Origin of the sequence: Chryseobacterium sp. C3 (assembly GCF_014218905.1) — a bacterium.
GTDB classification, from domain to species: Bacteria; Bacteroidota; Bacteroidia; order Flavobacteriales; family Weeksellaceae; genus Chryseobacterium; species Chryseobacterium mucoviscidosis.
On the sequence record NZ_JACLCU010000007.1, the window covers coordinates 1 to 25,406 of the forward strand.

Annotated in this window: 24 protein-coding genes; 9 read left to right on the forward strand and 15 right to left on the reverse strand. The window is 35.6% G+C overall.

Annotation, left to right across the window (positions count from 1 at the left end):
• Nucleotides 1-141: 141 nt before the first annotated feature.
• Nucleotides 142-1,197, reverse strand: coding sequence for an NAD(P)-dependent alcohol dehydrogenase (locus tag H6W53_RS15485; RefSeq protein WP_185208093.1), 1,056 nt, complete (start codon nt 1,195-1,197; stop codon nt 142-144).
• A gap of 197 nt (nt 1,198-1,394) precedes the next feature.
• On the opposite strand from H6W53_RS15485, the gene H6W53_RS15490 reads away from it, so the two are divergent.
• Nucleotides 1,395-2,297, forward strand: a complete 903-nt coding sequence (locus H6W53_RS15490; RefSeq protein WP_185208094.1) for a helix-turn-helix domain-containing protein — start codon at nt 1,395-1,397, stop codon at nt 2,295-2,297.
• Nucleotides 2,298-2,449: 152 nt separating this feature from the next.
• Nucleotides 2,450-3,778, forward strand: a complete 1,329-nt coding sequence (locus H6W53_RS15495; RefSeq protein WP_185208095.1) for a carboxylesterase family protein — start codon at nt 2,450-2,452, stop codon at nt 3,776-3,778.
• Between the two features lie 156 nt (nt 3,779-3,934).
• Here the strand turns inward: H6W53_RS15495 and H6W53_RS15500 are convergent, their stop codons facing one another.
• The 5 genes from H6W53_RS15500 to lpxK all read right to left on the reverse strand — a co-directional run bounded on the left by H6W53_RS15500 (nt 3,935) and on the right by lpxK (nt 9,459).
• A complete protein-coding gene (locus H6W53_RS15500; protein ID WP_185208096.1) occupies nt 3,935-5,407 on the reverse strand; it encodes an alpha-amylase in 1,473 nt (490 codons plus the stop codon).
• A 44-nt stretch (nt 5,408-5,451) separates the two neighbouring features.
• Nucleotides 5,452-6,549, reverse strand: coding sequence for a DNA polymerase IV (gene dinB / locus H6W53_RS15505; protein ID WP_185208097.1), 1,098 nt, complete (start codon nt 6,547-6,549; stop codon nt 5,452-5,454).
• A gap of 250 nt (nt 6,550-6,799) precedes the next feature.
• On the reverse strand, nt 6,800-7,315 hold the full coding sequence (locus H6W53_RS15510) for a TlpA family protein disulfide reductase (protein ID WP_185208098.1): 516 nt from the start codon (nt 7,313-7,315) through the stop codon (nt 6,800-6,802).
• A gap of 322 nt (nt 7,316-7,637) precedes the next feature.
• Nucleotides 7,638-8,450, reverse strand: coding sequence for a purine-nucleoside phosphorylase (locus H6W53_RS15515; RefSeq protein WP_185208100.1), 813 nt, complete (start codon nt 8,448-8,450; stop codon nt 7,638-7,640).
• The gene (gene lpxK / locus H6W53_RS15520; protein ID WP_185208102.1) at nt 8,434-9,459 is read right to left on the reverse strand and encodes a tetraacyldisaccharide 4'-kinase; all 1,026 of its coding nucleotides are present in this window, start codon (nt 9,457-9,459) and stop codon (nt 8,434-8,436) included. Before lpxK ends, H6W53_RS15515 begins: the two co-directional genes overlap by 17 nt.
• Nucleotides 9,460-9,838: 379 nt before the next feature.
• Here lpxK and truA point away from each other — a divergent pair, with 379 nt between their 5' ends.
• Nucleotides 9,839-10,573, forward strand: coding sequence for a tRNA pseudouridine(38-40) synthase TruA (truA, locus tag H6W53_RS15525; RefSeq protein ID WP_185208104.1), 735 nt, complete (start codon nt 9,839-9,841; stop codon nt 10,571-10,573).
• Nucleotides 10,574-10,902: 329 nt separating this feature from the next.
• Here the strand turns inward: truA and H6W53_RS15530 are convergent, their stop codons facing one another.
• On the reverse strand, nt 10,903-11,061 hold the full coding sequence (locus H6W53_RS15530; protein ID WP_185208106.1) for a hypothetical protein: 159 nt from the start codon (nt 11,059-11,061) through the stop codon (nt 10,903-10,905).
• Between the two features lie 140 nt (nt 11,062-11,201).
• On the opposite strand from H6W53_RS15530, the gene H6W53_RS15535 reads away from it, so the two are divergent.
• Complete coding sequence (locus H6W53_RS15535; protein WP_185208108.1) at nt 11,202-12,959, forward strand: ABC transporter ATP-binding protein; 1,758 nt, start codon at nt 11,202-11,204, stop codon at nt 12,957-12,959.
• Nucleotides 12,960-13,006: 47 nt separating this feature from the next.
• Here H6W53_RS15535 and H6W53_RS15540 read toward each other — a convergent pair whose 3' ends face one another.
• Nucleotides 13,007-13,879, reverse strand: a complete 873-nt coding sequence (locus H6W53_RS15540) for a CPBP family intramembrane glutamic endopeptidase (RefSeq protein WP_185208110.1) — start codon at nt 13,877-13,879, stop codon at nt 13,007-13,009.
• A 464-nt stretch (nt 13,880-14,343) separates the two neighbouring features.
• Between H6W53_RS15540 and H6W53_RS15545 the strand changes: the two genes are divergently transcribed.
• Nucleotides 14,344-14,556, forward strand: coding sequence for a hypothetical protein (locus H6W53_RS15545; RefSeq protein WP_029295611.1), 213 nt, complete (start codon nt 14,344-14,346; stop codon nt 14,554-14,556).
• A gap of 49 nt (nt 14,557-14,605) precedes the next feature.
• Here the strand turns inward: H6W53_RS15545 and H6W53_RS15550 are convergent, their stop codons facing one another.
• From H6W53_RS15550 to H6W53_RS15565, 4 genes are all read right to left on the reverse strand, one after another.
• Entirely contained in the window at nt 14,606-15,898 is a 1,293-nt protein-coding gene (locus tag H6W53_RS15550) for an MFS transporter (RefSeq protein ID WP_185208113.1), read from the reverse strand.
• 51 nt (nt 15,899-15,949) lie between these two features.
• Nucleotides 15,950-16,222: a hypothetical protein gene (locus tag H6W53_RS15555; RefSeq protein WP_185208114.1), complete on the reverse strand. Its 273-nt coding sequence runs from the start codon at nt 16,220-16,222 to the stop codon at nt 15,950-15,952.
• 234 nt (nt 16,223-16,456) lie between these two features.
• On the reverse strand, nt 16,457-17,251 hold the full coding sequence (locus tag H6W53_RS15560) for a DUF3575 domain-containing protein (protein WP_185208115.1): 795 nt from the start codon (nt 17,249-17,251) through the stop codon (nt 16,457-16,459).
• A gap of 364 nt (nt 17,252-17,615) precedes the next feature.
• Entirely contained in the window at nt 17,616-17,810 is a 195-nt protein-coding gene (locus H6W53_RS15565) for a cold-shock protein (protein ID WP_185208116.1), read from the reverse strand.
• 289 nt (nt 17,811-18,099) lie between these two features.
• On the opposite strand from H6W53_RS15565, the gene H6W53_RS15570 reads away from it, so the two are divergent.
• Entirely contained in the window at nt 18,100-19,047 is a 948-nt protein-coding gene (locus tag H6W53_RS15570) for a beta-1,6-N-acetylglucosaminyltransferase (protein WP_185208117.1), read from the forward strand.
• Nucleotides 19,048-19,061: 14 nt separating this feature from the next.
• On the opposite strand, the gene H6W53_RS15575 is transcribed toward H6W53_RS15570, so the two are convergent.
• From H6W53_RS15575 to H6W53_RS15585, 3 genes are all read right to left on the reverse strand, one after another.
• Entirely contained in the window at nt 19,062-20,123 is a 1,062-nt protein-coding gene (locus H6W53_RS15575) for a 3-oxoacyl-ACP synthase III family protein (protein ID WP_185208118.1), read from the reverse strand.
• 605 nt (nt 20,124-20,728) lie between these two features.
• Complete coding sequence (locus H6W53_RS15580) at nt 20,729-21,730, reverse strand: T9SS type A sorting domain-containing protein (RefSeq protein ID WP_185208119.1); 1,002 nt, start codon at nt 21,728-21,730, stop codon at nt 20,729-20,731.
• A 152-nt stretch (nt 21,731-21,882) separates the two neighbouring features.
• On the reverse strand, nt 21,883-22,890 hold the full coding sequence (locus H6W53_RS15585) for a helix-turn-helix domain-containing protein (protein WP_185208121.1): 1,008 nt from the start codon (nt 22,888-22,890) through the stop codon (nt 21,883-21,885).
• A 345-nt stretch (nt 22,891-23,235) separates the two neighbouring features.
• Here H6W53_RS15585 and H6W53_RS15590 point away from each other — a divergent pair, with 345 nt between their 5' ends.
• The 3 genes from H6W53_RS15590 (at nt 23,236) to H6W53_RS15600 (ending at nt 25,188) form a co-directional block, all read left to right on the forward strand.
• Nucleotides 23,236-23,673, forward strand: a complete 438-nt coding sequence (locus tag H6W53_RS15590; RefSeq protein ID WP_116097618.1) for a transposase — start codon at nt 23,236-23,238, stop codon at nt 23,671-23,673.
• Nucleotides 23,637-23,993 carry a helix-turn-helix domain-containing protein gene (locus tag H6W53_RS15595; protein ID WP_185208123.1) on the forward strand — a complete coding sequence of 119 codons (357 nt, stop codon included), beginning with the start codon at nt 23,637-23,639 and terminating at the stop codon, nt 23,991-23,993. Before H6W53_RS15590 ends, H6W53_RS15595 begins: the two co-directional genes overlap by 37 nt.
• 82 nt (nt 23,994-24,075) lie before the next feature.
• Entirely contained in the window at nt 24,076-25,188 is a 1,113-nt protein-coding gene (locus H6W53_RS15600; protein ID WP_185208124.1) for a hypothetical protein, read from the forward strand.
• The last annotated feature ends 218 nt before the right edge of the window (nt 25,189-25,406 follow it).

A 25,406-nucleotide genomic window follows, 5' to 3' on the forward strand; every position in this document is an offset into this window, starting at 1 on the left:
GTTCAATAAACTTTATATATCATCAGTAACAATCGGCAGTACGATGAATTTTACCAACTATTTTTGACTATTAAACCTAAACCACCAACCGTCAACAAAAAAGCCCTCCGAAGAGAGCCTTAGTTAACAATATACAAAGAATTACAAAGATTGCATATCAATCACGAAACGGTATTTCACGTCGCTTTTCAGCATTCTGTCATACGCTTCATTAATATCCTGCATTTTGATTAATTCAATATCCGATACAATATTATGTTTTCCGCAGAAATCCAAAAGTTCCTGAGTTTCGGCAATTCCTCCGATTAAAGATCCGACAACAGAACGGCGCTGGAAAATAAGCGGTCTTGTACTTGGAGCCTCATTCTCGAATTCCCCTACAAATCCTACCATAACCAGAGTTCCGTTTAAAGCAACAGTCTGCATGTAAGGATTAATGTCGTGTTCATAAGGAACAGTATCAATAATCACATCAAATTTCCCTTTTACAGCATCCATCTGATCCTGCTCCGTAGAAATCACCACATGATCTGCTCCCAGATTTTTAGCATCTTCCGTTTTTCCCGGAGTTCTGGAGAATAACGTTACTTCAGCGCCTAAACCTTTTGCCAGTTTAATCGCCATGTGTCCCAAACCTCCCAAACCTACAACAGCAACTTTAGAATCAGGACCTACATTCCAGTGTCTTAACGGAGACCATGTTGTAATTCCTGCACAAAGAAGAGGAGCAACAGCCGCTAAATCTAAGTTTTCAGGAACGCTTAATACGAAATGTTCATCTACAACTACTTTCTGAGAATATCCGCCGAAAGTATGACCTCCCAAATGTTTGTCCGGCCCGTTGTAAGTTCCTGTGAAACCATTCTGGCAATATTGCTCAAGATCGTGTTTGCAGCTTTCGCACTCGCCGCAAGAATCTACCATACAGCCGACTGCCGCAAGATCTCCGACCTTAAATTTAGAAACTTCATTTCCTACATTTGTAATTCTCCCTACAATTTCATGTCCCGGAACTACAGGATACATTGATCCGCCCCAGTCGTTTCTTGCGGTGTGAAGATCGGAGTGGCAAACACCGCAGTATAGAATTTCAATTTCTACGTCTTTTGCCGTTACTTCTCTTCTTGCAATATTTAATTCCTGTAAATCGGCAGTCTTGGATTCTGCTCCGTAAGCTTTTACTGTGAATGTACTCATTTTGTTTAGTATTAATTATTTTGATTAGTTTATTCTTTGATTCAGAATAGGGAATTCGTTATTTTCTTAGCTGCAAAATTCGAACCTTTTAGAACAAATCATCTTATATAAATTACGGAAAGATGTACCAATTTTACAGACGAAATAAAACGTAGGATTAAAAGTGGTAATTTTGAAAAGCAATTAAAATTTACTTCATGAAAAATCAGGAGGTTGAAATCTACAATACGGTTTCAGAATACAATAAAATGCTGAATCACGAGACGTTACATCCTTTGGTAAGTGTAATCGATTTTTCCCAATCCGATCCCATTTGTCAGCATTTGAGACAATTTGGTTTTTACACGGTCTTTTTAAAAGATGTGATGTGCGGCGATATGCAGTACGGAAAACACAGCTACGATTATCAGGAAGGAACACTGGTTTTTATTGCTCCCGGACAGACGTACGGAATTTCTAATGCAGGTACCTACATTCAGCCAGCCGGTTTTGCTCTTATTTTTCATCCTGATTTATTAAAAGGAACCAACCTTGGAAAAAATATCAAAGACTATAATTTTTTCTCCTATGAAGTTCATGAAGCACTGCATCTTTCAGAAAAAGAAAGAGAAATTATTCTTGAATGTTTTAAAAATATCAAGCACGAACTGGAACAGACAATTGATAAACACAGTAAATCTTTAATTGTAAATAATATCGAGCTTTTCCTGAATTACTGTATGCGGTTTTACGACCGACAGTTTATCACCAGAGATCATATCAATCAGGGAGTCATCGGAAAGTTTGAAAGTCTGCTGAACGATTATCTCACCTCCGAAAAGCCTAAAAATATAGGCTTTCCGATGGTAAATTACTTTGCGGAACAGCTTAATCTTTCAGCGAATTATTTTGGAGATTTAATTAAAAAAGAAATGGGAGTTTCCGCTCAGGAATTCATTCACAATAAACTGATTGATGTGGCAAAAGACCAGATTTTCGATTCCGCCAAATCCATCAGTGAAATTTCGTACAATCTTGGATTCAAATATCCGCAGCATTTTACCAGGCTTTTTAAAAGCAAAGTAGGTGTTTCTCCAAGTGAATATAAATCTTTAAACTGATTGGTTGAAGCAAAAACCAGAACGATATTTCATTGCTTACTTAGGTGATTTTAAGAATTTATTTGTGAAAAACTGTCTAAAACAGGGACATTGATGTTTCATTAAATTGAGAAAATTACTACATTTAAAAAGCAGAAAAATTTTGTTTCATCATGACGTTAAAGCAAAATACAGGAATTCATACTTTTCATACTTCTATCGGTAAAATCTCTGCTATAAAAACAAACGGTGTGATCAAAGCGAAAAGCATCCGTTACGCGAGATCAGAAAGATATAAAAAGCCCGTTCCTGTAGAAGAAATACAGAGTCACGAAATTCCGGATAAAACACCGGTTTGTCCTCAACACATCAGTCCGTTACTTGAAAGATTGATCCAGAAAACAAATGTCGATCATTTTGAACCCGATGAGTCTCCTCAGTTTTTAACAGTTACCCGTCCTGAAAATTTTGAAGAAAATGAAAAACTTCCAGTGGTGGTATGGATTCACGGAGGTTCCTATGAAATTGGCTGTGGAGATCTGCCTACTTCCGATCCTTCGGTTTGGGTAAAAGAGCAGAATCTTATCGTTGTTTCTATTACATATCGTCTCGGGCTTTTCGGATTTTTGGGAGGAAACGAAGAAAGACCTGCCAATTTAGGTTTGTTTGATATGATTGAATCTCTGAAATGGATTCAGAAAAATATTCATAGTTTTGGCGGAAATCCGGAAAATATTACCCTTTTCGGGCAGTCTTCCGGAGGCGATGCGATTGCACATCTCATGATTTCCGAAGGAATTGACGGTTTGTTTAAAAGAGCTATTATCCACAGCGCACCGCTTGGTTTCAGGATGAAAAGAAGCAAAATGTCTTTAGAATTTTTCAATAAGACCGATTTTCTGAAACATGAAAAAGATTCCCTGAAAATGGTGGATGAATACGTGAAATTTTTACCGTCATTCAGAAAATATGGTTTAAAAACGTCCATGCCTTTCTGTACGCAGTATGGTTTTGCGCCTTTGTGCACGGAAGAGGAAAGTTTACCAGAATGGAAAGCGAATGCGAAAAAGTATGATGTATTGATCGGTTCCAATCACGACGAAACTGCTTTTTATGTAAAAACAGCTCAGGAAGGACTTTATACTTATCTCCACGAAAAAATTCTCAACAAAATCGTTCGTAAAACAACAGAATCCATTTACGAAAAACCGGCAAAGATTTTTGCTGAAAATTATGCTTCGGGTGGTGGAAATATTTATCAGTTTAAAATTAATTCTGTTCTGAAAAACAATTATATCAGAGCTTCCCACTGTGTAGATCTTCCGCTGATTTTCGAAAATCAGGAAGCATGGAAATCGGCAGAACTTTTAAAAGATGTTCCGTGGAAACACATTCAGGAAAACGGAAAAAAACTTCGCGCATTGTGGGCGGAATTTGCAAGAACAGGAAAAATTTCCGATCACTCTGAGCGACCGGAAATTCTTGAACTCCGAAAAGTTTAGTTTTATTTTTAAACACGAATACCACGAATTTTCTACATTTTTTAAACACAAGTGTCAAAAATATTTTCACGAATATTCAAATAAATTTTAGATAGCTTCATTTAAAAAAAGTATAGTGTCATTTGTGAAAGCCATTTGTGATATTCGTGTTCAGACTCATTCAGCAAGCCAGACACTCACATTTCCTGCCGGAACCGGGAAATTTCCCCAACCGTTTTCATCAATGGTAATTTTATCTTCAAATCTACCCAAAGCATCATAAAACGTTTGTCCGATGTATCTTTCTCCCATTTCCATAGGTTTTTCGTACGCGTCTTTATTGCTTAAGACAACCGCACATCCGGAATGTTCCTCATCACCTTCACGAACCCATCCAAGACAATTGGCATCCTCAAAATAATCTCTCTGTTCGCCGTAAGCATTGTTTTTTCTTGCTTTCAGAAGTTCTTCAATACCGTCCACTTTATTTAAAAATATTTCCTGATCATTGCCTTCCTTATCTTTATCCACATAATGCGCTCCGTAGAGATCCGGATAAAACACACACGGATAACCGTCTTTTCTCAGCAGAATCAATGCATACGCCAAAGGTTTGAACCATTCTTCAACTGGAGCTTCAAGATCCTGTAAAGGCTGCGTGTCATGATTATCCACAAGACTTACCGAGTGAAGCGGATCTGCCTGAGTAAGGCTTTCGTCAAAAATTCTCCGCAAATCATAAGAATTTCCTTCGTTGGAAGCGGTGTGAAAATTATTCTGTAACGAACTGTCGAACAGACTCATGCATCCTTCGGTAACATCGATGTATTTCTGCAAGAGATTCAGATATCCAGGAGCCCAGTATTCGCCGACCGCAAAAATATTTTTTCCGGTATTGGAACGAAGCAAAGTAAGCCATTCTTTATAAAAATCAAATGAAATATGCTTTAAGGCATCCAGTCGAACTCCGTCGAAATCGGTTTCATCAAAGTACCATTTTGCCCAGTTGTTCAGTTCTTCGCGCACGAACGGATTTCTGTGTTCCACATCATTGTACATCAGGTAATCGTAATTTCCTTTCTCATCGTCGATCATTTCTTCCCAGTCGGTTCCGTATTCATTTTTAATTTTAAAAATCTGCGAATCCATTCCTTCGGCATAATCCACACCGCTGAAGCAGGTGAAGTTCCATTCAAATTCAGAATATTTTTTATTTCTTCCGGGAAAGGTGAATTTGGTATAAGACTGTATTTCTATTTCATCCGAGATTATTTTTTCTCTGTTTTCTTCGTCTACTTTTAATGCTTTAAAGGTTTCCAGTTCATCGCCTCCGCCTTTATGTCCAAGTACAATATCTACAATTACTTTAATATTGTTTTCTTTAAGCGCTTTTATCGCTTTTTGATAATCTTCTTTAGTACCGTATTTGGTGGGAATTGTTCCTTTCTGATCAAATTCTCCGAGATCATAGAGGTCGTAAGCGTCGTAGCCAATAGAATGACCTCCTGTTGCGCCTTTGTAAGCGGGCGGGAACCAGACTGAGGTAATGCCGAGTCCGGCTAAATATTTTGCATTTTGTTCTGCTTCTTTCCACAGCTTACTGTCTCCTTCAGAATACCAATGGAAATACTGAATCATCGTTTCATTCATAAATTGTAAAATTTGGTTACTACAATTTAGTGAAAAAAAACGGATTATTGATCTTCGAATTCCTTAAACGGGATTTTTAGTTGAACGGAAAACTGTTTTTTTTCTTCGGTGTTGAGCTGGGAGAGAGATAATCCCAACAGTCTCACCGGCTTATCGAAAGGTCTCAGTTCCCAAAGTTTTTTTCCGGTATTGAAATATTGTTCGGCAGAGGAAAAATATTCTTCTTTGGTAATGCTTCTTGTATACAGTGAGAAATCTTTGTATTTAATTTTTAAAGTTAAAGATCTTCCGAGAATATTATTTTTCTGCAATCTGTTTTGCAGTTCTTCGCTTAGGCTCTGTAATTTTTCGTCAACCTGCTGTTCATCAAAAAGGTCTTCAAAAAAAGTTCTTTCTACCGCCACACTTTTCTGGATTCGGTGCGGTTTTACTTCCGAATGATGAATTCCGCGAACCACATTGTAATAATAAGCTCCGGATTTTCCGAACAGTCTTGTTAAATCTTCAATGGATCTTTTCTTTAGATCTTTTCCTTTGTAAATACCCAGACTGAACATTTTATTAGCCGTTACTTTTCCTACTCCATAGAATTTTTCTACCGGAAGTTCTTCCAGAAAACCTTCGATTTTGTCGGGATGAATGGTTTTTTGTCCGTTCGGTTTGTTGATATCTGAAGCGACTTTGGCTAAAAATTTATTCACAGAAATTCCGGCAGAAGCAGTAAGTCCGGTCTGTTCAAAAATTTTCTGACGGATTTCTTTGGCGATCTGATTGGCAGATTCCATTCCTTTTTTATTTTCTGTAACATCGAGATAGGCTTCATCCAAGGAAAGCGGTTCCACCAGATCGGTGTATTCGTGAAAAATTTCGCGGATCTTTTTAGAAATTTCTTTGTAACGTGCAAAACGTGGAGGAACAAAAATAAGGTGCGGACATTTTTCTTTTGCTGTTTTGCTGGGCATTGCAGACCGGACTCCGAATTTTCTGGCTTCGTAACTTGCCGCCGAAACCACACCGCGATCTCCGCCTCCGACTGCAATTGCTTTTCCTTTCAATGCAGGATTGTCATGCTGCTCCACAGAAGCATAGAATGCGTCCATATCGACGTGAATTATTTTGCGCATGGGAAAAGAAGAATCCATACCGCAAAGATATGGATTCCTGTATTTTTAATTATTTTCTTTTGTCCTTAATTTATTTAATCGCAAGGGTAGACAAAGATTTATAGAAATGAAATATTTTTAAGATAAAACAAAGCCGTTTCACTTATTTTCGAAATACAATTGAATAAATTTTGTCTTACTTTATTTAAGCGAAGCGCCTTTGTATAACTTAAAATAATAGACAATATAAAAAATAAAGCTTTGTTTTACTTTGCGGTAAAAATAAGAATTACTTCAAAAGTTTATCAATTGTTGCCTGTATTTCCGGATCTTCAGGAGTAATAGCGTAGTATTTTGCAATGGAAGATTTCTGATCAATCACCATATAACGTGGAATCCAGTTCAGATCAACATAATTGTTGAAATCGTTTTTCCAGCCGGATGAGAACCAGTAGTTTTCTTTGTCTTTCATCTCAAATTTTTCCAGACTTCTTTCAAAGCCTTCTTTGGAACGGTCTAAAGATAGAAATACAAAATCTATATTCTTATTGTTTTCTTCCAGTTCTTTGGCTTTCGGAAGTGCATTTAAACAGTCTCTGCACCATCCTGCCCAAAAATCAATAACCAGAACTTTACCTTTATGCTGATCCAGAATCTGCTGAATGGTAACCGTCTTTCCGTCTTCATCTTCCAGTTTCTGCGCCAAAGCTTGTTTGGAGAAACCCTTTTTCAGGACTTTCGGTGCCTGTTGAGAACAGCCTAATCCGAAAATTCCCATCATTAATAGTAACAACAGTTTTTTCATGTTCAAAAAAATTATGTATGCAAATCTAGACAATGCCGTCCAATCTTAGTTGATTTTTGATGACTTAATGAAAATTGATGGGATTGAAGATTTCTATTGAATTTACAATTAAGAAATTCACAAATTTTATCGTTCTGAAAACATCGACAAATATTAAGTCTGTTTAAACTTTATTTAACCGCAAAAGTCACAAAAAGATCTACTAAATTTTTTATTTAAAGTTGATTATTCTGGAAATTCGCTTTAACATTATCTTTTGTCCCTTTTGCGGTTAATTCTGAAATTAGTTTAAACAAGTTTATTGTTAATAATCTTAGGTTTACTAATAATTTTTCACCAAACCTTTTACCACTGCAATTACATTCGGCATGGCTGTATTGGCAGCGTTCAGAACTTCTTCGTGAGAAACGGAGTGGGCAATATCGGGACCGCCCAAATCGGTCACGACGGAAATACCGAAAACATCCATTCCCATATGTTTAGCAACGATCACTTCCGGAACGGTACTCATTCCCACAAGATCTCCGCCAATGGCTTTAATCATTCCGTATTCTGCGGGAGTTTCGAAAGTGGGTCCCTGTAAAGCTACATAAACACTTTGGTGGACGGTAATATTCTGTTCAGAAGCAACATTTTGTGCAACGGAGATCATTTTTCTGTTGTAGGGTTCGCTCATATCCACAAATCGGGGACCGAAAGAATCAATGTTTCTGCCACGAAGCGGATGTTCAGGCATCATATTGATGTGATCCCGGATGATTGCAATATCTCCGATCTTATAGTCTGGATTAATTCCGCCTGAAGCATTGGAAAGAATGAGATTTTTAATTCCCAACAGATAAAAAACACGGATCGGAAAGACCACCGTTTCTATGGAATGCCCTTCGTAGTAATGAAAACGACCGCTCATCATCAGAACTTTTTTTCCTTCCAGAATTCCGTAGATCAGTTTTCCGCCGTGTCCTGCAACGGTAGTCTGCGGAAAGTTGGGGATTTCAGTGTATTCTAAAGTATGAATGGCTTCCACTTCATCCTGCAGTTTGCCTAAGCCGGAGCCTAAAACAATGGCAAAATCGGGAGCTTCTTTAATGATGTTTTTAACGAAATCTGCGGTCTGCTTAATTTTTTCTAACATAATCTAAGATGATTTGATTGAATTCTTCCTTTTTATCAATAATTACATTGATCGGCCAGTAGTACACAATATCTCTAAGATAATCAAAACTTTTCAGACGCACGTAGTCTTTTTCAGTGGTTAAAATCAATTTATATTCCCCTAGTTTTTTATATTCTGCTATAATATTTTTGATATCGGCTTCCGTGAAATTATGATGATCTCTGAATTTTAAGTGTTTTACCCTTTGCGAAAATTTTGAAAGATGGGTGAGGAGAGGTTTCGGATTGGCAATTCCTGTAATTAAAAGAATATCATAATAATTCAGGTTGTTGTCGGGAAGCATTTTTTCTCTTCCGTATACATTTTCGTCGTATCCGATGGATGAAAAGAATACTTTCTGCGTACGATCCGGTCTTATTCTGGAAATGTAATACTGTTTGGTTTCCTCGGTAAGTTCATCTGGGCATTTGCTCACCATGATGATATCCGCTCTTTTGGATCCTGCTCTTGATTCTCTCAAATCTCCCGCAGGTAAAAGATGATCTTTGAAGTAAGGATCATTAAAATCAGTCATCATAATATTGAATCCGGCTTTTATCGCTCTGTGCTGCATTGCATCGTCCAGAACCAGAACGTCAAGATCCATATCGCTGATTACTTTTTTGGCTCCGGGAACTCTTTCTTCGGAAACGGCGATTACAAAACGGTTTTTAAAGCGTTCAAACAACTGCATGGCTTCATCGCCTACAGTTTTGTAATTACTTTCATAATTCGTAACAGCGTATCCTTTCGTAAGTCTTCCGTATCCTCTGGAAAGCACGCCGGTTCTGTAATGTTTGGACAGGAAATGAGCAAGATACATCACCATTGGCGATTTTCCGCTTCCGCCCACAGAAAGGTTTCCGACACAGATTATCGGCGTTTTGAATTTCACAGATTTAAAAATTCCCAGATCATACATTGTGTTTCGGATACCCGTTACCATGTGATAGCCGAGGGAAAAAGGATAGAGGTACCATCTTTTCATACGTTTGCAAAAATAGGAAATTTCACATGGATTTGAATGATTATGGGAGCTACTTTTCGATATTTATTTAAAAAATCTGTTATTGATTATCATCAAATTAAAGTATTTTTGTAGAGTTATAATCTGCTGTGCATTTTAACTTGTCTTTCTGTGATAAATGAAGTGGCTTTGTTTATCTTTAAAATATTTGGAATTTTAGATAAATAAAATCTTTGTAGTCCTTTGCGTCTAAGTTTTCGCAAGGTTAACAAAGTTTTATTATAACAAATCTTTTTTTTGACTTAAACAAAGCCACTTCGTTTATGGAAGAAATACAAATTGATATTGATTCAAATTAAGTTATATGTAGAAATAAACAACAGATATTTATTTTATTACCTTGAGATATTTTATAGAATTTTCCTACAACGGCAAGAATTATTTCGGTTATCAGATTCAGCCGAATGCTATTTCTGTGCAGGAAGAACTGGAGAAAGCACTTTCCACGATTTTAAGAGAAGAGATTAAGACAACGGGAGCGGGGAGAACCGACACAGGTGTTCATGCGAAGAAGATTTTTGCTCATTTTGATACGGAGAAAATTTTGGACCAGGAATTGGTGAGAAGGCTGAACAGTTTTCTTCCGGCGGATATTTCCATTAAAAGAATTTTTCCTGTAAAAGATGATTTCCATGCACGTTTTGACGCTACTTACCGAACGTATGAATATTATATTTCCCTTGAAAAAAATCCGTTCACGGAAGAATCGGCGTGGCAGCACTGGAGAAAATCTTTGGATGTCGAAAAAATGAATGAAGCCTGTAAAATTTTATTTGAATATGAGGATTTTACCAGCTTTGCAAAATTACACACAGACAATAAAACCAACCTCTGCAAAATGTACAAAGCAGAATGGGAGCAGCATGGAAGTGAACTGAAATTTACGGTTTCGGCGAACCGCTTTCTGAGAAATATGGTGAGAGCTATTGTGGGAACAATGGTTGAGGTAGGTTCGGGGAAATTGAAGCCTGAAGACGTAAGAAAAGTTATTGAAGACAAACACCGAAACTCTGCGGGAACTTCTGCGCCGGCTCACGGATTGTATCTCGTGGATGTGGGATATGATTTTGAGTAATATTTAAACACAAATTCCACAAATAATACCACGAATATTCACAAATAATTTTAGATTTTCTTTATTAGATTTGAGTCATTTGTGAAAAAATATTGGTGTAATTTGTGTTTAAATGAAAACAAAAAAATGAAAATCATGAACGAAATCGAAAAACTTGCCTGTGCATTACAACATTTCGCGGGACTTTAGGAGTATGATTTTCAGCCGTCATTGGTAGTTTGCCTCGTCGGACATTCACATTTGCTTCCCTGAATATTTGTTTGCGCTGTCGGAAGTTCATTTTTGTACGCCCAAGAGTTGGTTTGCCCTGTCGGAAATTCACATTTGTTTCACTGAATATTGGTTTGCCCTATCGGAAGTTCATTTTTGCCTGCCCAAGAATTGGTTTGCCCCGTCGGAACTTCCGACGATAAGAACCTGTAAAATCTTGCCGCCGGAGATCTCCGGTGATCCGTGTTTTTTGCTTTGCTTAGTTTTAAATTGAGCATTTTTATTGTTTTTCATCTATATCATAAATAACATCAATCTGAATTTTTCATCAGGAATTAATGAAGTTGTAAAGGCTGACAAATTTGAAAGTCTTATTTTTGCATAGAATTTTATATAATTCTTTTCTTCAATTCGTACAATGAAAAAACAAGATACCTGGGGAATTGTAAAGAGGCTGTTCTTTATCGGAATGAAGTTCCGTTCTTGGTTCATCCTTACTTTAGTGATTTCTATTTTTCTGGCAATAGTTTCTACTTACCGTCCTTATCTTACCATGGAAGTGGTGGATAATGATATTACCAAACTGAAAGATAAAGCACTGATGCTAAAGCATATTTATCTTCTGATCGGTCTGGTTTTCACAGAAACCATTTTAAACTTTTTTCTGGTTTATTTCTCCAATTTCATTTCTCAGAATGTAATCAGAGACATAAGAGAGAGGTTGTATAATAAGCTGATTTATTTTAAAACGTCTTTCTTCGATAAAACTCCGATCGGGCAGTTGGTGACAAGAGCGGTTGGTGATGTGGAAACCATTGCAACGGTGTATACGGATGGTTTTTTAATGGTTTTCGGAGATGTACTGAGAATTATTTTCGTATTGATTATGATGTTCAGTACCAATGTTCATCTCAGTTATATTACATTGGCGATTTTACCTTTAATGGTCGTGATTACAAGGTTTTTCCAGAAAAGGCTGAAAAAGGCATTCGGAGATGAAAGAAACTGGACTTCGAACCAAAACTCTTTCGTTCAGGAAAGACTGGCAGGAATGCCGATCATTCAGGTTTTCAACAGGCAGGAAGCTGAATTTAAAAAGTTTGATGATATTAATATTACTTTAAAGAGTGCGTTGCTGAGAACGGTTTTTATCTTCTCGCTGTTTTTTCCTGTGGTGGAATTAATTTCGTCTCTTTTTATCGGGTTTATCCTTTTTTACGGAGGATATATTACGATCAGTGCGGGAGTTGTGATTGCGTTTATCCAGTATATTTCGATGCTGATCCGTCCTTTACGACAGATTGCCGACCGTTTCAACAATATTCAGCGAGGAATTGTAGGTGCAGAAAGAGTTTTAGGATTAATGGATGAAGACAATGCAATGACGAACAACGGTAAAGTAAGTAAAGATCATTTTGACGGAAAAATCGAATTTAAAAATGTGCATTTTGCGTATGACGAAAAGCAGGAAGTATTAAAGGGAATTGATTTTAAAGTAAATCCGGGTGAAACTGTTGCAATCGTTGGCGCAACCGGAGCCGGAAAATCTACGATTATTAGTTTAATTACAAGATTATATGATATTAATTCCGGAAATATTTTAATTGATGATGTTGATCTGAAAGATTACGAACTGTATAATTTAAGAAGTCATATCGGAGTCGTTCTGCAGGATGTTTTCCTGTTCCACGGAAGTATTTTTGAGAATCTTTCTTTCGGGGATGAAAGCATTACGCTGGATAAAATAAAGGCAGGAGCAAAAGAAATTGAAGTTGATGAATTTATAGAACAGCTTCCGGGAGGATATGATTATGTGGTAAGCGAGAGAGGTTCGTCCATTTCTCTGGGACAGAGACAATTGCTGTCTTTCTTAAGAGCCTATCTGTCTGATCCGAAAATTCTGATTTTGGATGAAGCCACGTCTTCCATCGATCACGAAAGTGAAAAACTGATTCAGAGAGCCACTGAAAAAATTACGAAAAACAGAACATCAATCATTATTGCACACCGACTTTCAACCATTGAAAAAGCGGATAAAATTATTGTGATGGAGCATGGAAAAATTGTTGAAGAAGGCAAACATCTTGAACTTCTGGACAAAAATGGATATTACTCCACACTTTATAAAGCTCAGTTGAGACCTGAAGTGGAACTGGAAGAAGAAACTAAGAAGTAATTTGTTGTAGATATAAGAAGGTTAAAATCGATTGGTTTTAACCTTTTTTATTTGATTTCGTATTCTTTCTGTAAAATTTTCAAAAATTCATCCTTGGAAATTCCTTTTTCGGATTTGAAATGAATATTCATCAAGCCTTCGTCTGTAGTAAACTGATCTTTTCTGTAAAGATGATCCAATAAACTCTGAAGTGAATATTGTCTGGTTTCAATGCTGTATATTCTGTCATCAACTATTTTCGTTTCAGATAATACAGGTTCGTTGTCATTTATAAAAGCTTTCTGCTCGATTCTTATATCGTAATCCTGTGTTTTTTCAGCAAAAGGAAACGTAAAAAGCAACATGATGCAAGGAATAGAAATTCCGAACAGAAGATTCCATAACGCATGATAAAGCATACTGTAAAAAATATTCAGCCTTACGCGAATGTAGCTTAAAATAAGCCCTCCCGATAACTGAGAAGCCATAATGAAGGGAGAAAGGGCGTAGAATTTCCACGAGTCGTTTACATAATTGTCCAGATGTACAAATCCGAAGATGATTGAAGAAATATAGACTAAAAACGGAAAAATTCTGTTCCAGTTTTCCCTGTTGATAAGGTGTGAAAAAAGTTTTTTGTAACGGAGAGCATATCTGAAAATAAATTCTTCTGAAAGCGGAGCAAAAATTACCATTAAAAAGACCGCCTGAAACCATGTTAGATTTTCAAAAGCATCGGATGGTTTTAAAGTGATAAATTTTTCCGCGAGATAGTTTAAAGGAAGCACTAAAACCAAAAATAAAATAATCTCAATAATCAGCAGATTGAAGATGAAGTAAAATTTTCTTTTTGAAGAAAGTTCAATTTGAGCGTCAATTGGTTTTTTTATAAATTGTAAAAGATCTTTAATATCACGTTTCAATCTTTGTAAATAATTCACGAAGTAATTTTTAAAACACGAAATTAAAATTTTAACGTTAATGAAAGTTCATTTTTTGTGAAATTTACCAGCATTCATATTTTTTCAGAAGTTTTTGGATAATAAAATCAGGATTTTTTCATCTTGAAGATTTTGCTGAATCGAAGCACAAATCGGGAGTTCTTGAATTCAGGTTTCTCTGTATGGAAAAAAATTAAACAGTGATAAAAATACTTCTGAAAAAGCGATTTTAAGCGCAATCTGTGGAATTTTTCAAATTATTTATTTAAACGTTAAATCTGTTAAAAATGTATACATTTTGTAAAATAAATTCGATTGTCGTAAATATTTTAGTAAAATATTGCCTGAATCTTATGTTTATAAGGAATATTTTATTAACTTTATTCAGAATTTAAACACAACCCCTTTATTTTGGTAGGGTGTTTGATGTAAAGAGGTAATTTTAATTAAATCCAAAAATATAGATGAAGAATATACAAGATGAATTTCAGGTTTTTAAAGACGAATTAAGAAAGTTGAATATCGAAGTACAGAAAGTGGTGAAAGTAGGGAACGGCAGTATGGATTTCCACGAAGTTTTTTATAAATCGCCAAGGTATGAAGATGTGAAGAGCGTTTATGTTCAGAGGCATAATCTGGACAATATTTTAGAGAAATTTAAGCAGGCTTATCATTAGATAAAAAACGCGGCTCAGGGAATCTGAGCCGCGTTTTTTTTATTATCTATTAATCCTTATCCAGTGTAGAGGTTTTTCTGGTATCCTTCATTCTGATATATACCACGAAGGAAAAGAAAATACAGGCTGTAATGTACCAGTAGAAATAATGTTCCACATTTGCCTGTTTAAACCAAAGTGCAATATACTCTGCCGTTCCTCCGAAAACGGCAACCGTTAAAGCATAAGGTAACCCGACTCCCAAAGCTCTTACTTCGGACGGGAAAAGTTCAGCTTTTACAACCGCATTAATGGAAGTATAGCCGCTCACGATAATTAAAGACGACATAATCAGGAAAAATGCACTCCACATTGATGTAGTGTGGCTTAAAGCATTCAGAAGAGGGTAGGTAAAAACAGTTCCCAGAATTCCGAATGCCAATAATAAAGGTCTTCTTCCAATCTTATCCGACAAAGCTCCGAAAACAGGCTGTAAGCAAGCAAAAATAAAGAGAGAGATAAAAGAAACCAGTGTGGATTCTTCTTTGGTAAGATGAACGGTATTTACCAGAAATTTCTGCATATAGGTTGTGTAGGTGTAGAAAGCCAGTGTTCCTCCCAGTGTTAATCCTACAACCGTAATTAATGCTTTTGGATGTTTAAGCAGTTCCTTTAAAGTTCCTTTTTTCTTTTCACCAAGATCTTTTTTATTCTCAAAAGCTTCGGTTTCATGAAGATTGGCTCTTAAATATAAAGCGATAACAGAAAGCAAGGCTCCGATCACAAAAGGAATTCTCCATCCCCAATCTTCGAGTTGGGCTTCCGTTAAAAGTAATTTCTGCAAAATGAGCTGAATTCCCAGTGCAATTAACTGTCCGCCAATTAAAGTTACATACTGAAAGCTGGAATAAAATCCTCTCCGGTCTGAAGTTGCCATTTCGCTGAGGTAGGTTGCTGAAACACCGTATTCTCCGCCCACACTCAGTCCCTGCAATAATCTTGCGATTAATAACAGAAGAGGAGCCAAGACACCAATGGTTTTATAAGTGGGCGTTAAAGCAATTAATAAAGATCCGAAAGACATCAGCAAAACGGAAAGCGTCATTGCTTTTTTTCTCCCGACTCTGTCTGCAACACTTCCGAAAAGCCATCCTCCGACAGGACGCATCAGAAAACCTACGGCGAAAATTCCGGCTGTGTTTAAAAGCTGCGCCGTCATATCCGAATCCGGAAAAAAAGAATTTGAAAAATAAATGGCAAAAGCAGCGTAAGCATACCAGTCGTACCATTCTACAAGGTTTCCGATTGATCCGCCTACAATTGCTTTGATTCTTTGGGCGGTGGTGATTTGTGATGAATTCATACAGGAAAGATATTTCTTTTCTTTAATTGTGAAAAGTATTTTAGATTTAATTTATCTGAAAATCGTATAAAGGAATTGACTTCCCAATTCAGGAAGCGTATATGTCCTTAAATTTTCGTCTTCGGGTAAAAACTCCATTCCCTGCAATCCATTATGCATTTCCATATTTCCAACACCTTTGATGCTAAACATTGCCATCATCAGATGATAGTTTTTTTCATCCATCAGTCGATAAATTTCAGGTATATCATCCTCAGTTTTGCCGGTAAGATGAGAGAATACACTTGCATAAAAATGCTGATACATGGGATCATTAGCTTCCATTAAAGAACTCTCATAATAATATTTAATGATGTTGTAAATTTTCTCGTATAGACGATCTTTTGTTTTCAGTATAAACTGTTTTCTGTAATTTTTTATCGGGACAATTCTTTCGTGCGAAATATAAAAGTATTCCGAATATCCGGAATAGATGACCTCAACTAATGGTTTATGATCGAAGCCGGAAAATTTTCGGACAATAAAGTTCTCGGCTATAAAATAGTTAAATAAAATTTTTTAAAATCGATATCCCAGAGACAATCCGCTTCTGAAGCCAAGCCATGGTCCGTCTACATTTACTTTAGCGCCGTTTGCATTGGTTTCTACGGTGTAATTTACATAAGGAATATCCAGATCTTCAATTTCTTTTTTTAGCTGAGCCTGCATATCGGGAGTGAGGATTACATCACTCGTCATGGTAAAATCGCCCTGTCCTTTTCCGTAATGCGCTCCCGCGATCCAGAAATCCAGAACTAAATTTTTGCTTGGCGTAAGGAAAAACTGTACTCCCACCATTACACCGCCACTGTTTCCGTGTGCGCTTCCGTTTCCTTTCAGAGGAATCTGATAGGTCGTTCCGCTGAACGTGTAATCATAATAAAAATCGAAGGTGTTGGAAGTAATTTTGGAATATCTGTAATAAGGGGCTACGTAAAATCCTTTTCCGTAACCGGCTCCGAGATAAAATCGCGGTTCGATGGTAAAGTTGAACGATTTTACTTCGAGATTCTGAAATCTTTTTTCGTCTTCATCACTCAGAAAAGAATTGATGAACGGAACTTTCCCTTCAGGCATGGTTCCGAATCCCATATTTAAAGAAAACCATTTATTAAAAGCTCTTTCGTATGATAGATTGATGTTTCTGAAAACATATGCGGTAACATTCGTCTTGATAATGTTCATTTTATCTGAGGTTTCGGGAACTGTCATTTTAATGACATCCTTTTTAGCCGGAGTTTCAGGAGCTATAGTTTCCTGTGCAGAAAATCCTGAAAAGATAAAAGAGGAAAGAAGGAAGAAGTATTTTTTCATGATCTTATATTTAGTAGGTGATAATTTTCAGAGAGCAAAAAACGGGCAAAAAAAATAAAAAATACACTTTTGCGTGAAAAATTAAAATTATGTTAATAGTTTGTCTTATTTTGAAATGCTTTTTTAAATTTAAAAGAAATCATCAATAATATGATTGTAATTTCTTTAATAAAGTAATACTGTTTTTTAATGTGCTTTAATTGAAGATTATTATACAGATAAAAACCTCTTGCGGAAACAAGAGGCAGATGAACATAAAAAAATAAAAAGTAATTTCTACTTAATATAGTCAAACATTATACGAACTTACAGATTATCTATAAAGATTATGTTTCAAAAATTTTTTTGTAGAGTATGTGGAGAATTAAACTAACTTAACGTTAACAGCGTTTAATCCTTTCTCGCTTTTTTGTACTTCAAAATTCACTTTATCGTTTTCACGAATTTCTCTTGTGCTTAATCCTGAAGAATGTACAAAAATGTCTTTTCCTCCGTCTGCAGGAGAAATAAATCCGAAGCCTTTTGCTTCGTTAAAAAATTTTACTGTGCCTTGTTGCATGGTAATGGGTATTAAAATTATGGTATTATAAATCTGTCGACTTCACAGATTCTACTTGAAATCGCTCTGATAATCGGGTGGCTGAAAAAGTAAACTGAAAGAAAAATTGTGATCTTAAACTATTACAGAATAACGAAGGCAGAAACCTGTTTTATTGATGCTTTTGCAAAGATAGGATAAAATAAATGAATACTGTTTAATTTAATAGGTTGATTATCAAAATTTTATTCATACCTTTCACGCCCAACAGAATTGTTTGCATAATGCCGATGATTTTAATCTAATTCTTATGCAAAAATATTCAGATGCAATTCTGGCAAATCCACAGAAATCTCCTTCCGGATCTTTAAAGCAGGTAAGAATTGCCTATTTTATTATGCTTCATCATAAACCAGAGGTCTTTAAAGAGATGTTTGAAAAGATTTATACAAGAGATCAGTTCTATCTTATCCACATAGACCGGAAAGCAAAAGCAGATTTAACGGAAGAAATACAGAATTATCTCGTGCGGTTTCCCAATGTTTATATTTTGGAAAGTGTAAACATCGTTTCCGGCGGTTTCAGCATGATCCAGACAGAACTGAATGCAATGGAATATCTTCTTAATGCAAGTATAGAGTGGGATTATTTCATTAATCTAAGCGGTGAAGATTCTCCTTTAAAATCGCAACAGATTATCCGCCAGTTTCTTACTGTTAATAAAGGCAGGAACTATATTTTCTATTACGACCAGAAGTTTTACAGACCGGATACGCTAAAAAGAATACAGAATCATTTTACCGAACTTACCCACAAAATTTCTTCTTATGTTTACAGAAGAGAATTTATGAAGGGTGTTGTACCTTACATTGGAGGAAAATGGTTTATGTTTACAAGAGAAACCTGCGTTTTCTTAACCAATAACAAAAAGGTTATGGATTTTGAGGATTATTATCTTCATACGCTTCTTCCGGCTGAATCATTCTTTCAAACGGTCTTAATGAATACAGATTTTACGGATATTATTGTGAATGATGACAAAAGAGCCGTTATCGATCATCCTTTTTTCGGCAAAGATCTTCACGCCGATCATTTTATAGAATCTCTAAAGTCCGGAAATCACCTATTCATCAGGAAAATGAATAAGCAGACTCACCAGAATCTTCTCAATTATATTCAAGAAAGCTATCTTCTTCCACTCACAGAAGTAAATGAAATTGAAAGAGAATTAAAAAAGCATGACCGTCAGAATAATTAATAATTTTCTTCTATCTAAAATTGATAAACAAAGGCATTAATGTTCATTCCTGCGCCTACAGAGGCAAACAAAACAATATCTCCTTTCTGGATTTCGTGATTTTCAAGCTCTCCTTTTAGGATCATCGTAAGCAAAGATGGGATGGTTGCCACGCTGCTGTTTCCAAGTTTCTGTATTACCATAGGCATGATGTTTTCGGGCATTTTTAATCCGTATAATTTGTAAAATCTTTCCACAATGGCTTCGTCCATTTTTTCATTCGCCTGATGGATGATGATTTTATTTACCTGATCGATGCTGTATTTGCTTTCGTCAAGACATTTTTTCATGGCATCCGGAACATGCACAAGTGCAAATTCATAGATTTTTCTGCCTTCCATTTTTATATATTTTGTGTCCTGACAGGCTTCATTGTTGTAGGATTTACCAAAGAATAAATAGTCTTTTTCCTTAAGTGTAAAAGAAGCCGAAAGATGAGACTGTATACCGGAATTGTCCTGATCGTTATATTCCAGCACAACTGCTCCTGCTCCGTCCGCATAGATCATGCTGTCTCTGTCGTGGATATCAACAACTCTTGATAATGTTTCTGCTCCTATAACCAGGCATCTTTTGGCAATACCGGCTTTAATGAAAGCATTTGCCTGAATAACTCCTTCAATCCATCCGGGACATCCGAATAACACGTCATACGCAACACAAAAGTTATTCTCAATTTTCAGAAGATGCTTTACTCGTGCAGCAAGACTCGGAACCATGTCCGATTGTACAGTTCCAAAGCGGACATCACCAAAATTATGGGCAAAAATAATATAGTCTAATGTTTCAGGATCTATTCCGGAATCTTCTATGGCTGCTTTTGCAGCAATTAAGCCAAGGTCAGAAGTTACCTGATCTCTCGATGCATATCTTCTCTCCTCAATACCTGTAATTTTCTTTAATTTTTCGGTAAGCGAGGCATTGTCGTCTTTCAGGATAATTCCCTGATCATCAAGAAAAATATGATCGTTAAAAAATAAATTATCAATTGTTTCAGAAGGAATGCAGTTGCCGATTCCAATAATTTTACCAGTCATGTGAAAACTTTATTTTGGATCTATAAACAAAATATTTCATACTTTTTATCTTTCTTATCATTGTAAATGAATAAAACAATTAATTTTACTGTTAGTACAGATGGTTTTTTTCTGATGAATACAGCTCAATAAAAACTTTTTATTTAAAAGCGGTAATATTATTATTTTCTAGACGAATTTCTAACTCTAAAGGTAGCAGATTAAAAATGAAAAATACCATATTGGAAGTGCTTTATTTATAAATTTATATGAGTTGCATCATACTATTTTTTGCGAACCGTGTAATGTACAGATAAGTTTTTTTTGATAATTCAAATCTCAGAACAGATTAATTGTAAAGCTTAATCATCTAAAAGCTTACTGTATAACGGATTGATAATAAAATAATTCAGCCCGATTTTTTCGGGCTGAATTTTATTTAACAGGAAAACTCTTTATTTTTTTTGATTGTCCATTTATTAATCTAAAGCTTCGACAGGCTCAGCTTGACATCGCTAGAAATCAGGCGTTTAGTATTAGAGGTGTCACACTGAGCTTGTCGAAGTGCCTGTTATAAATAATTGATTTTCATATTAGTGCAGAGTAATAGGTTGTTTAAATTCAAATTATTTTTTGATAAATTTTGTCGTCTCCGGTTTATTTTCTTTGCCTGAAACCTCAATGAAATAAGATGCCGGCGGAAGATCAGAAACCTGTATTTTTCCGGATCCCAGATCTGATGTTTTAACGAGTTTACCATCCAGACTGTAAATTTTTGTCTGAGTGTAATTTTGGATATTTCCTTTAATATTGATAAAATCGTAAACAGGATTCGGATAAATTTCCAATCTCTGCTTTTGGGCAGACCAATCTCCGGCTGCCAAAACTGTTGTGTTTAGAGCCTGTGCCGAATTCGTTGTCTGGTTATTAATTCCGGCTACAGGAATGTTTACCACAGTTTCATTGGTGGTGAGAAGCGGAAATTTATATGAACTTCCATAATAGGAGTAAGAAGTATTTACAATAGTTCCTATCGGAAATAAGAAAGAGGTGTCGTTAGGAAGATAAAGGTTGAAATTCTGTACAGATTTTACCCTTAAAACATTGGTAAATGTAGAAGATGCCAAAAGCAGATTTCCCCACGCATCGGCGGTAAGGGTTATTGTTCCTTTGCAAAGGCCGTTTGCAGAAGTGGACGTGAATGTTCCCTGTGCCTGATCTGTCTCACTGTATCCGTAAGCGGCAGGATAGGAGATAAATGTACCGTTGTTGGATGATAAATTAAGCGTGGCATCGGTGGTTACAAGGCCTGTAATTTCAAGTTTGGAAGCCGACTGTTTGTAGTATACGGTGTTGGAACTTCCGGTGAGCTTGAGAGTGGATCCGGGAAATGTTGAAATTTCAGAAGCAGAAGGAGTAGAGTAATTTCCGGGTGCGGAACCGCTTAATACCAACGAAGAATTGTTAAACGTAATGTTTGCTCCTGTTCCGGAATTGTTGGGCGTTCCGGTGGCAAGAAGATAATTGGGATTGTCTCCGGAAACAGGATCATTAAAAGCTTTGGTAACGGTAGTCTGCGCGTTGCACACTCCATACAATGACAGCATCAATAGTAAAATTTTTTTCATTTTTGATTTTTTTTCTTAAAGATAATCAAAAAGTTACGTTCAGAGAGTATTTTTTATTTTAAAGTTTTACTGATTATCATTTTTTCCATTTATGCTATTTTTTAGATGTTTTTGAATCCGGTTAAAAGGTAAGATTTTTAAAAATCAGATCACTAAGAAATTGTATAAGTATCTATCCCTATTGATCTCATATATTCGGAAGGGGTTTTGTTTTCTATCTGCTTAAAGGCTCTGTTGAATGTAGACTGATGCTTGAATCCTGCTGAAACATAAATGTGCATTAAAGTATACTTCGGATAATTTATTTTCATTTCATCCTTGATATAATTAATCCGGTAGGTATTGATGAGGTTTTTAAAATTGGTATCAGTATTCAGGCTGATTGCTTTGGAGAGATACGTTGTATTGATCCCAAATTGATGGGCAAGATCCTGAATGCCAAAATCCGGATTTTTCCATGGAGTTTCAGTTTCCAGATATTCTTTAATGCGTTGATAAATTTCGGAATACATCTGAAGATTTTCTCCATTCGTTTCTTTTATGGTGTTTTTTTCAGACGCTGTGTCTTCGTTTTCGAAGGTGATTTTCGAATTTTTGTACTGATGTCTTTTTTCCGAAATCTTCATATTATAAAATATCAGAAACAGGGATATCGGTACAAAGGTAAATAATACTTTTACTTTACCTGCATGAATATTTTTATATGCTACCATATCCGGAAAGTAGGATAGCGGAAGAGTTATCATCATAACAATAAGCAGGATGATAACAGATGCCGCCCATAACAGCGTTTTGAAATGATAGAGATTGTATACTCCCAAAGGAAGAAGAGCAAAGAATAAGATGTTTTCGGGAGCCGTTTTCCAGAATATAAAAAGCAATATAAAGAGCAGGATAATTTTTACAATGAGATAATAATCAAGAAGAGATTTCAGAATATTGTATTCCAACCGGTAGTTAACAGTGGCTACTATACCTAAAAATAAGACAACCGGAAAAAAGAAAGCCGCAATATTTTTATTTCCTTCAAAATAAAAAAGAAGCGTATGGATAAACAAAATAATCATCAACATTAAATTGTAATGAAAAAAGAACATTTTAATTAGATGTTCTTCGGAATTACTTTCCGGTTTTATGATCTGAGAAAAATTAGTTTTCATGAGTTAATTGTGTTTGTGAAAATATTCGTTTTTTACTCTTTACAAAGTCTGAAAATTTCAGTACTAAGATAATAATTTATAAGATACCATGTTTATCATAAGTTAATTTCTAAATTAGCTTATTTAAGATATTGTTTATCATAGTTTTATGTATTTTTTAAGCTAAATCTTAAAACCTTAAAATTTTCAAAAATCAGTTTATTTGAGAATCTATATTTGTAATGTCAGAACGCAATTAGAGTATCCAAAATTGTGATAGTAATTGTAACAAGTTGAGATACGGAATTTTTTTTTGAAAAAAAACAATTGCTGATAACATAAATATGAGGTAAAAAATTATGAATTATGTCTTTCAACGTAAAAAATATCCACATAGGAAAACTTATCCATAAGAAGGTAAATGAAAAAGGAATCGATTCCTATCGAATAGAGAAATTTTTAAAATGCAGTGAGGAAGAAATTTTTTCCATGTATGAAAAACCAAGTATTGATACCGAAATTCTCTTAAGATGGAGTAAGCTTCTTAAATACGATTTTTTCAGAATCTATGTGCAGCACATTATACTTTTTTCTCCTTCTGAGAAAAGCAGCAGCGAGATTCAGGAAAACCAGAAACTGCCTTCTTACAGAAAGAATGTCTATACAAAAGAAATCATAGATTTTGTTCTGGAACTTTTAAATAAAGAACAGAAAACAAGAGCTGAGATTATAGAAGAATATAAAATTCCTAAGACAACACTTTACAAATGGATAGCAAAATACAACAGTCGGAATTCAGAATAAATGCTCCAGATTACCGTAAGATTTATACCGATATGATTGAAATGAAATACCTTCATAAAAAAGGAAAATGTGAAGCGGTACTTAATAAACCAAGGCTCACGGTGATGGATATTTTTGAAATCGAAAAAATAATTTTTGATGCTAATGATCTTCAGAATGATAAAGAGAACGGAAAATTCCGGGCATATGATAGTGAATCTATTTTGCAGATTCTGAACTATCAGAAAAAGAATAAAATGAGTAATACCGAGATTTCAAATCATTTTAAAATAAGCAGAAATTCTTTAGCAAAGTGGAAAAAAATGTTTCCGGAAATCTAAATTTACAGTTAAAATTTCCGATCGTATTCTTACAGATTTATTCTCAATTAATTTCAAAAAACAATATTTAATAATAAACAAAATGAAAAAATTATTTACAGCTTTTTTTATTGCTTCCCTGTTTACCTCAGCTTTATATGGTCAAGTTGGTATCAACACGGCTTCTCCGGAATCAAGTCTTGATATCCGTGCAAAAAACCATTTGGGATCTTCTCCGGGAGCTGTTACATCGGGAGACGGAATTTTAGTACCTAGAGTTATCTCGCTCTCGGTAAACGGATCTGTAAACGGTCAATTGGTTTATCTTACTGCTGATGCAGGTGGTTTTTTAAAGGGATTTCACTATTGGAACGGAACCGCATGGACAGCTCTGGATGCTACTAACGATGCATGGACAAATGATGCTGCAGGAACGATGATAAAACTTGGTGCCAAATCTGACGGTTCTGCAAGAAGCAGCAACACAGATTTTGTTGCAACTGATGAAGGGAGAGTAGGGATAGGAACAAATGACCCGAAAGTTACAGTACAGATTGAAGGACAGGCTGCTTCTTCCGGGGTTCCTGACGGATTTACGCCTCCGAGATTAACGAGAGCACAGCTTTCTGCGAAAGATGCGTCTTACGGAAACAATCAGAACGGAACTCTTGTTTTTGTAACAACTCTGGACGGATCTGCCATAAACAAAGTGTCTAACGTTACTTCTGTGGGACTTTATTTTTATGATGCCCCTACCAGCAAATGGTATAATATCCGAAATTCATCTTCCGGAGTGGTGGAAGGTTTTAAAATTATTACAGGAACATATTCTCCTACAACTCCTTACGTTATACAACCAGACGATTATATTTTGATTTTAAGATACAGCACAGCTTCTACAGGCGGAAATGCTTCTGCGAATGTAAGTACTGTAAGTCCCTATATTAACAGTACAGCAAATCTGCAGCTTCCCGATCCTACAACGTGTCCCGGAAGAGTTTTACACTTTATTAATGACAGCGACAAAGTAGGAGTGACAACAGCAGAAAATGTTTATACCAATTATGCCATGCATTCTGCATTATCGGATGCCAACAGTTTCAATTCAAGAAGTTCTTTAATGAATTATGAAATAGGAACCGGACAAAATTATTCTCAGTGGAAGATAATAAGCGACGGTACACGCTGGATTTGTCTGCAGGTTGTTGTTGTATAACACAGATGTTTATTATAATGAAAGAGGCTGTTGTAATGACAGTCATCTTTTTATATTAGCAGTTATCACAAACTGTATTTTATATTTAATACTGAGTGGGAGATTTTAAACGAAATAGCAATAATTCATTGTCTGATAATATTTTGTATCCGAAACCAATTTCCTTCCAAATGGCAATTAATTTTTCTTTCGCTTTACTGTCGTCTGAAACTACGATG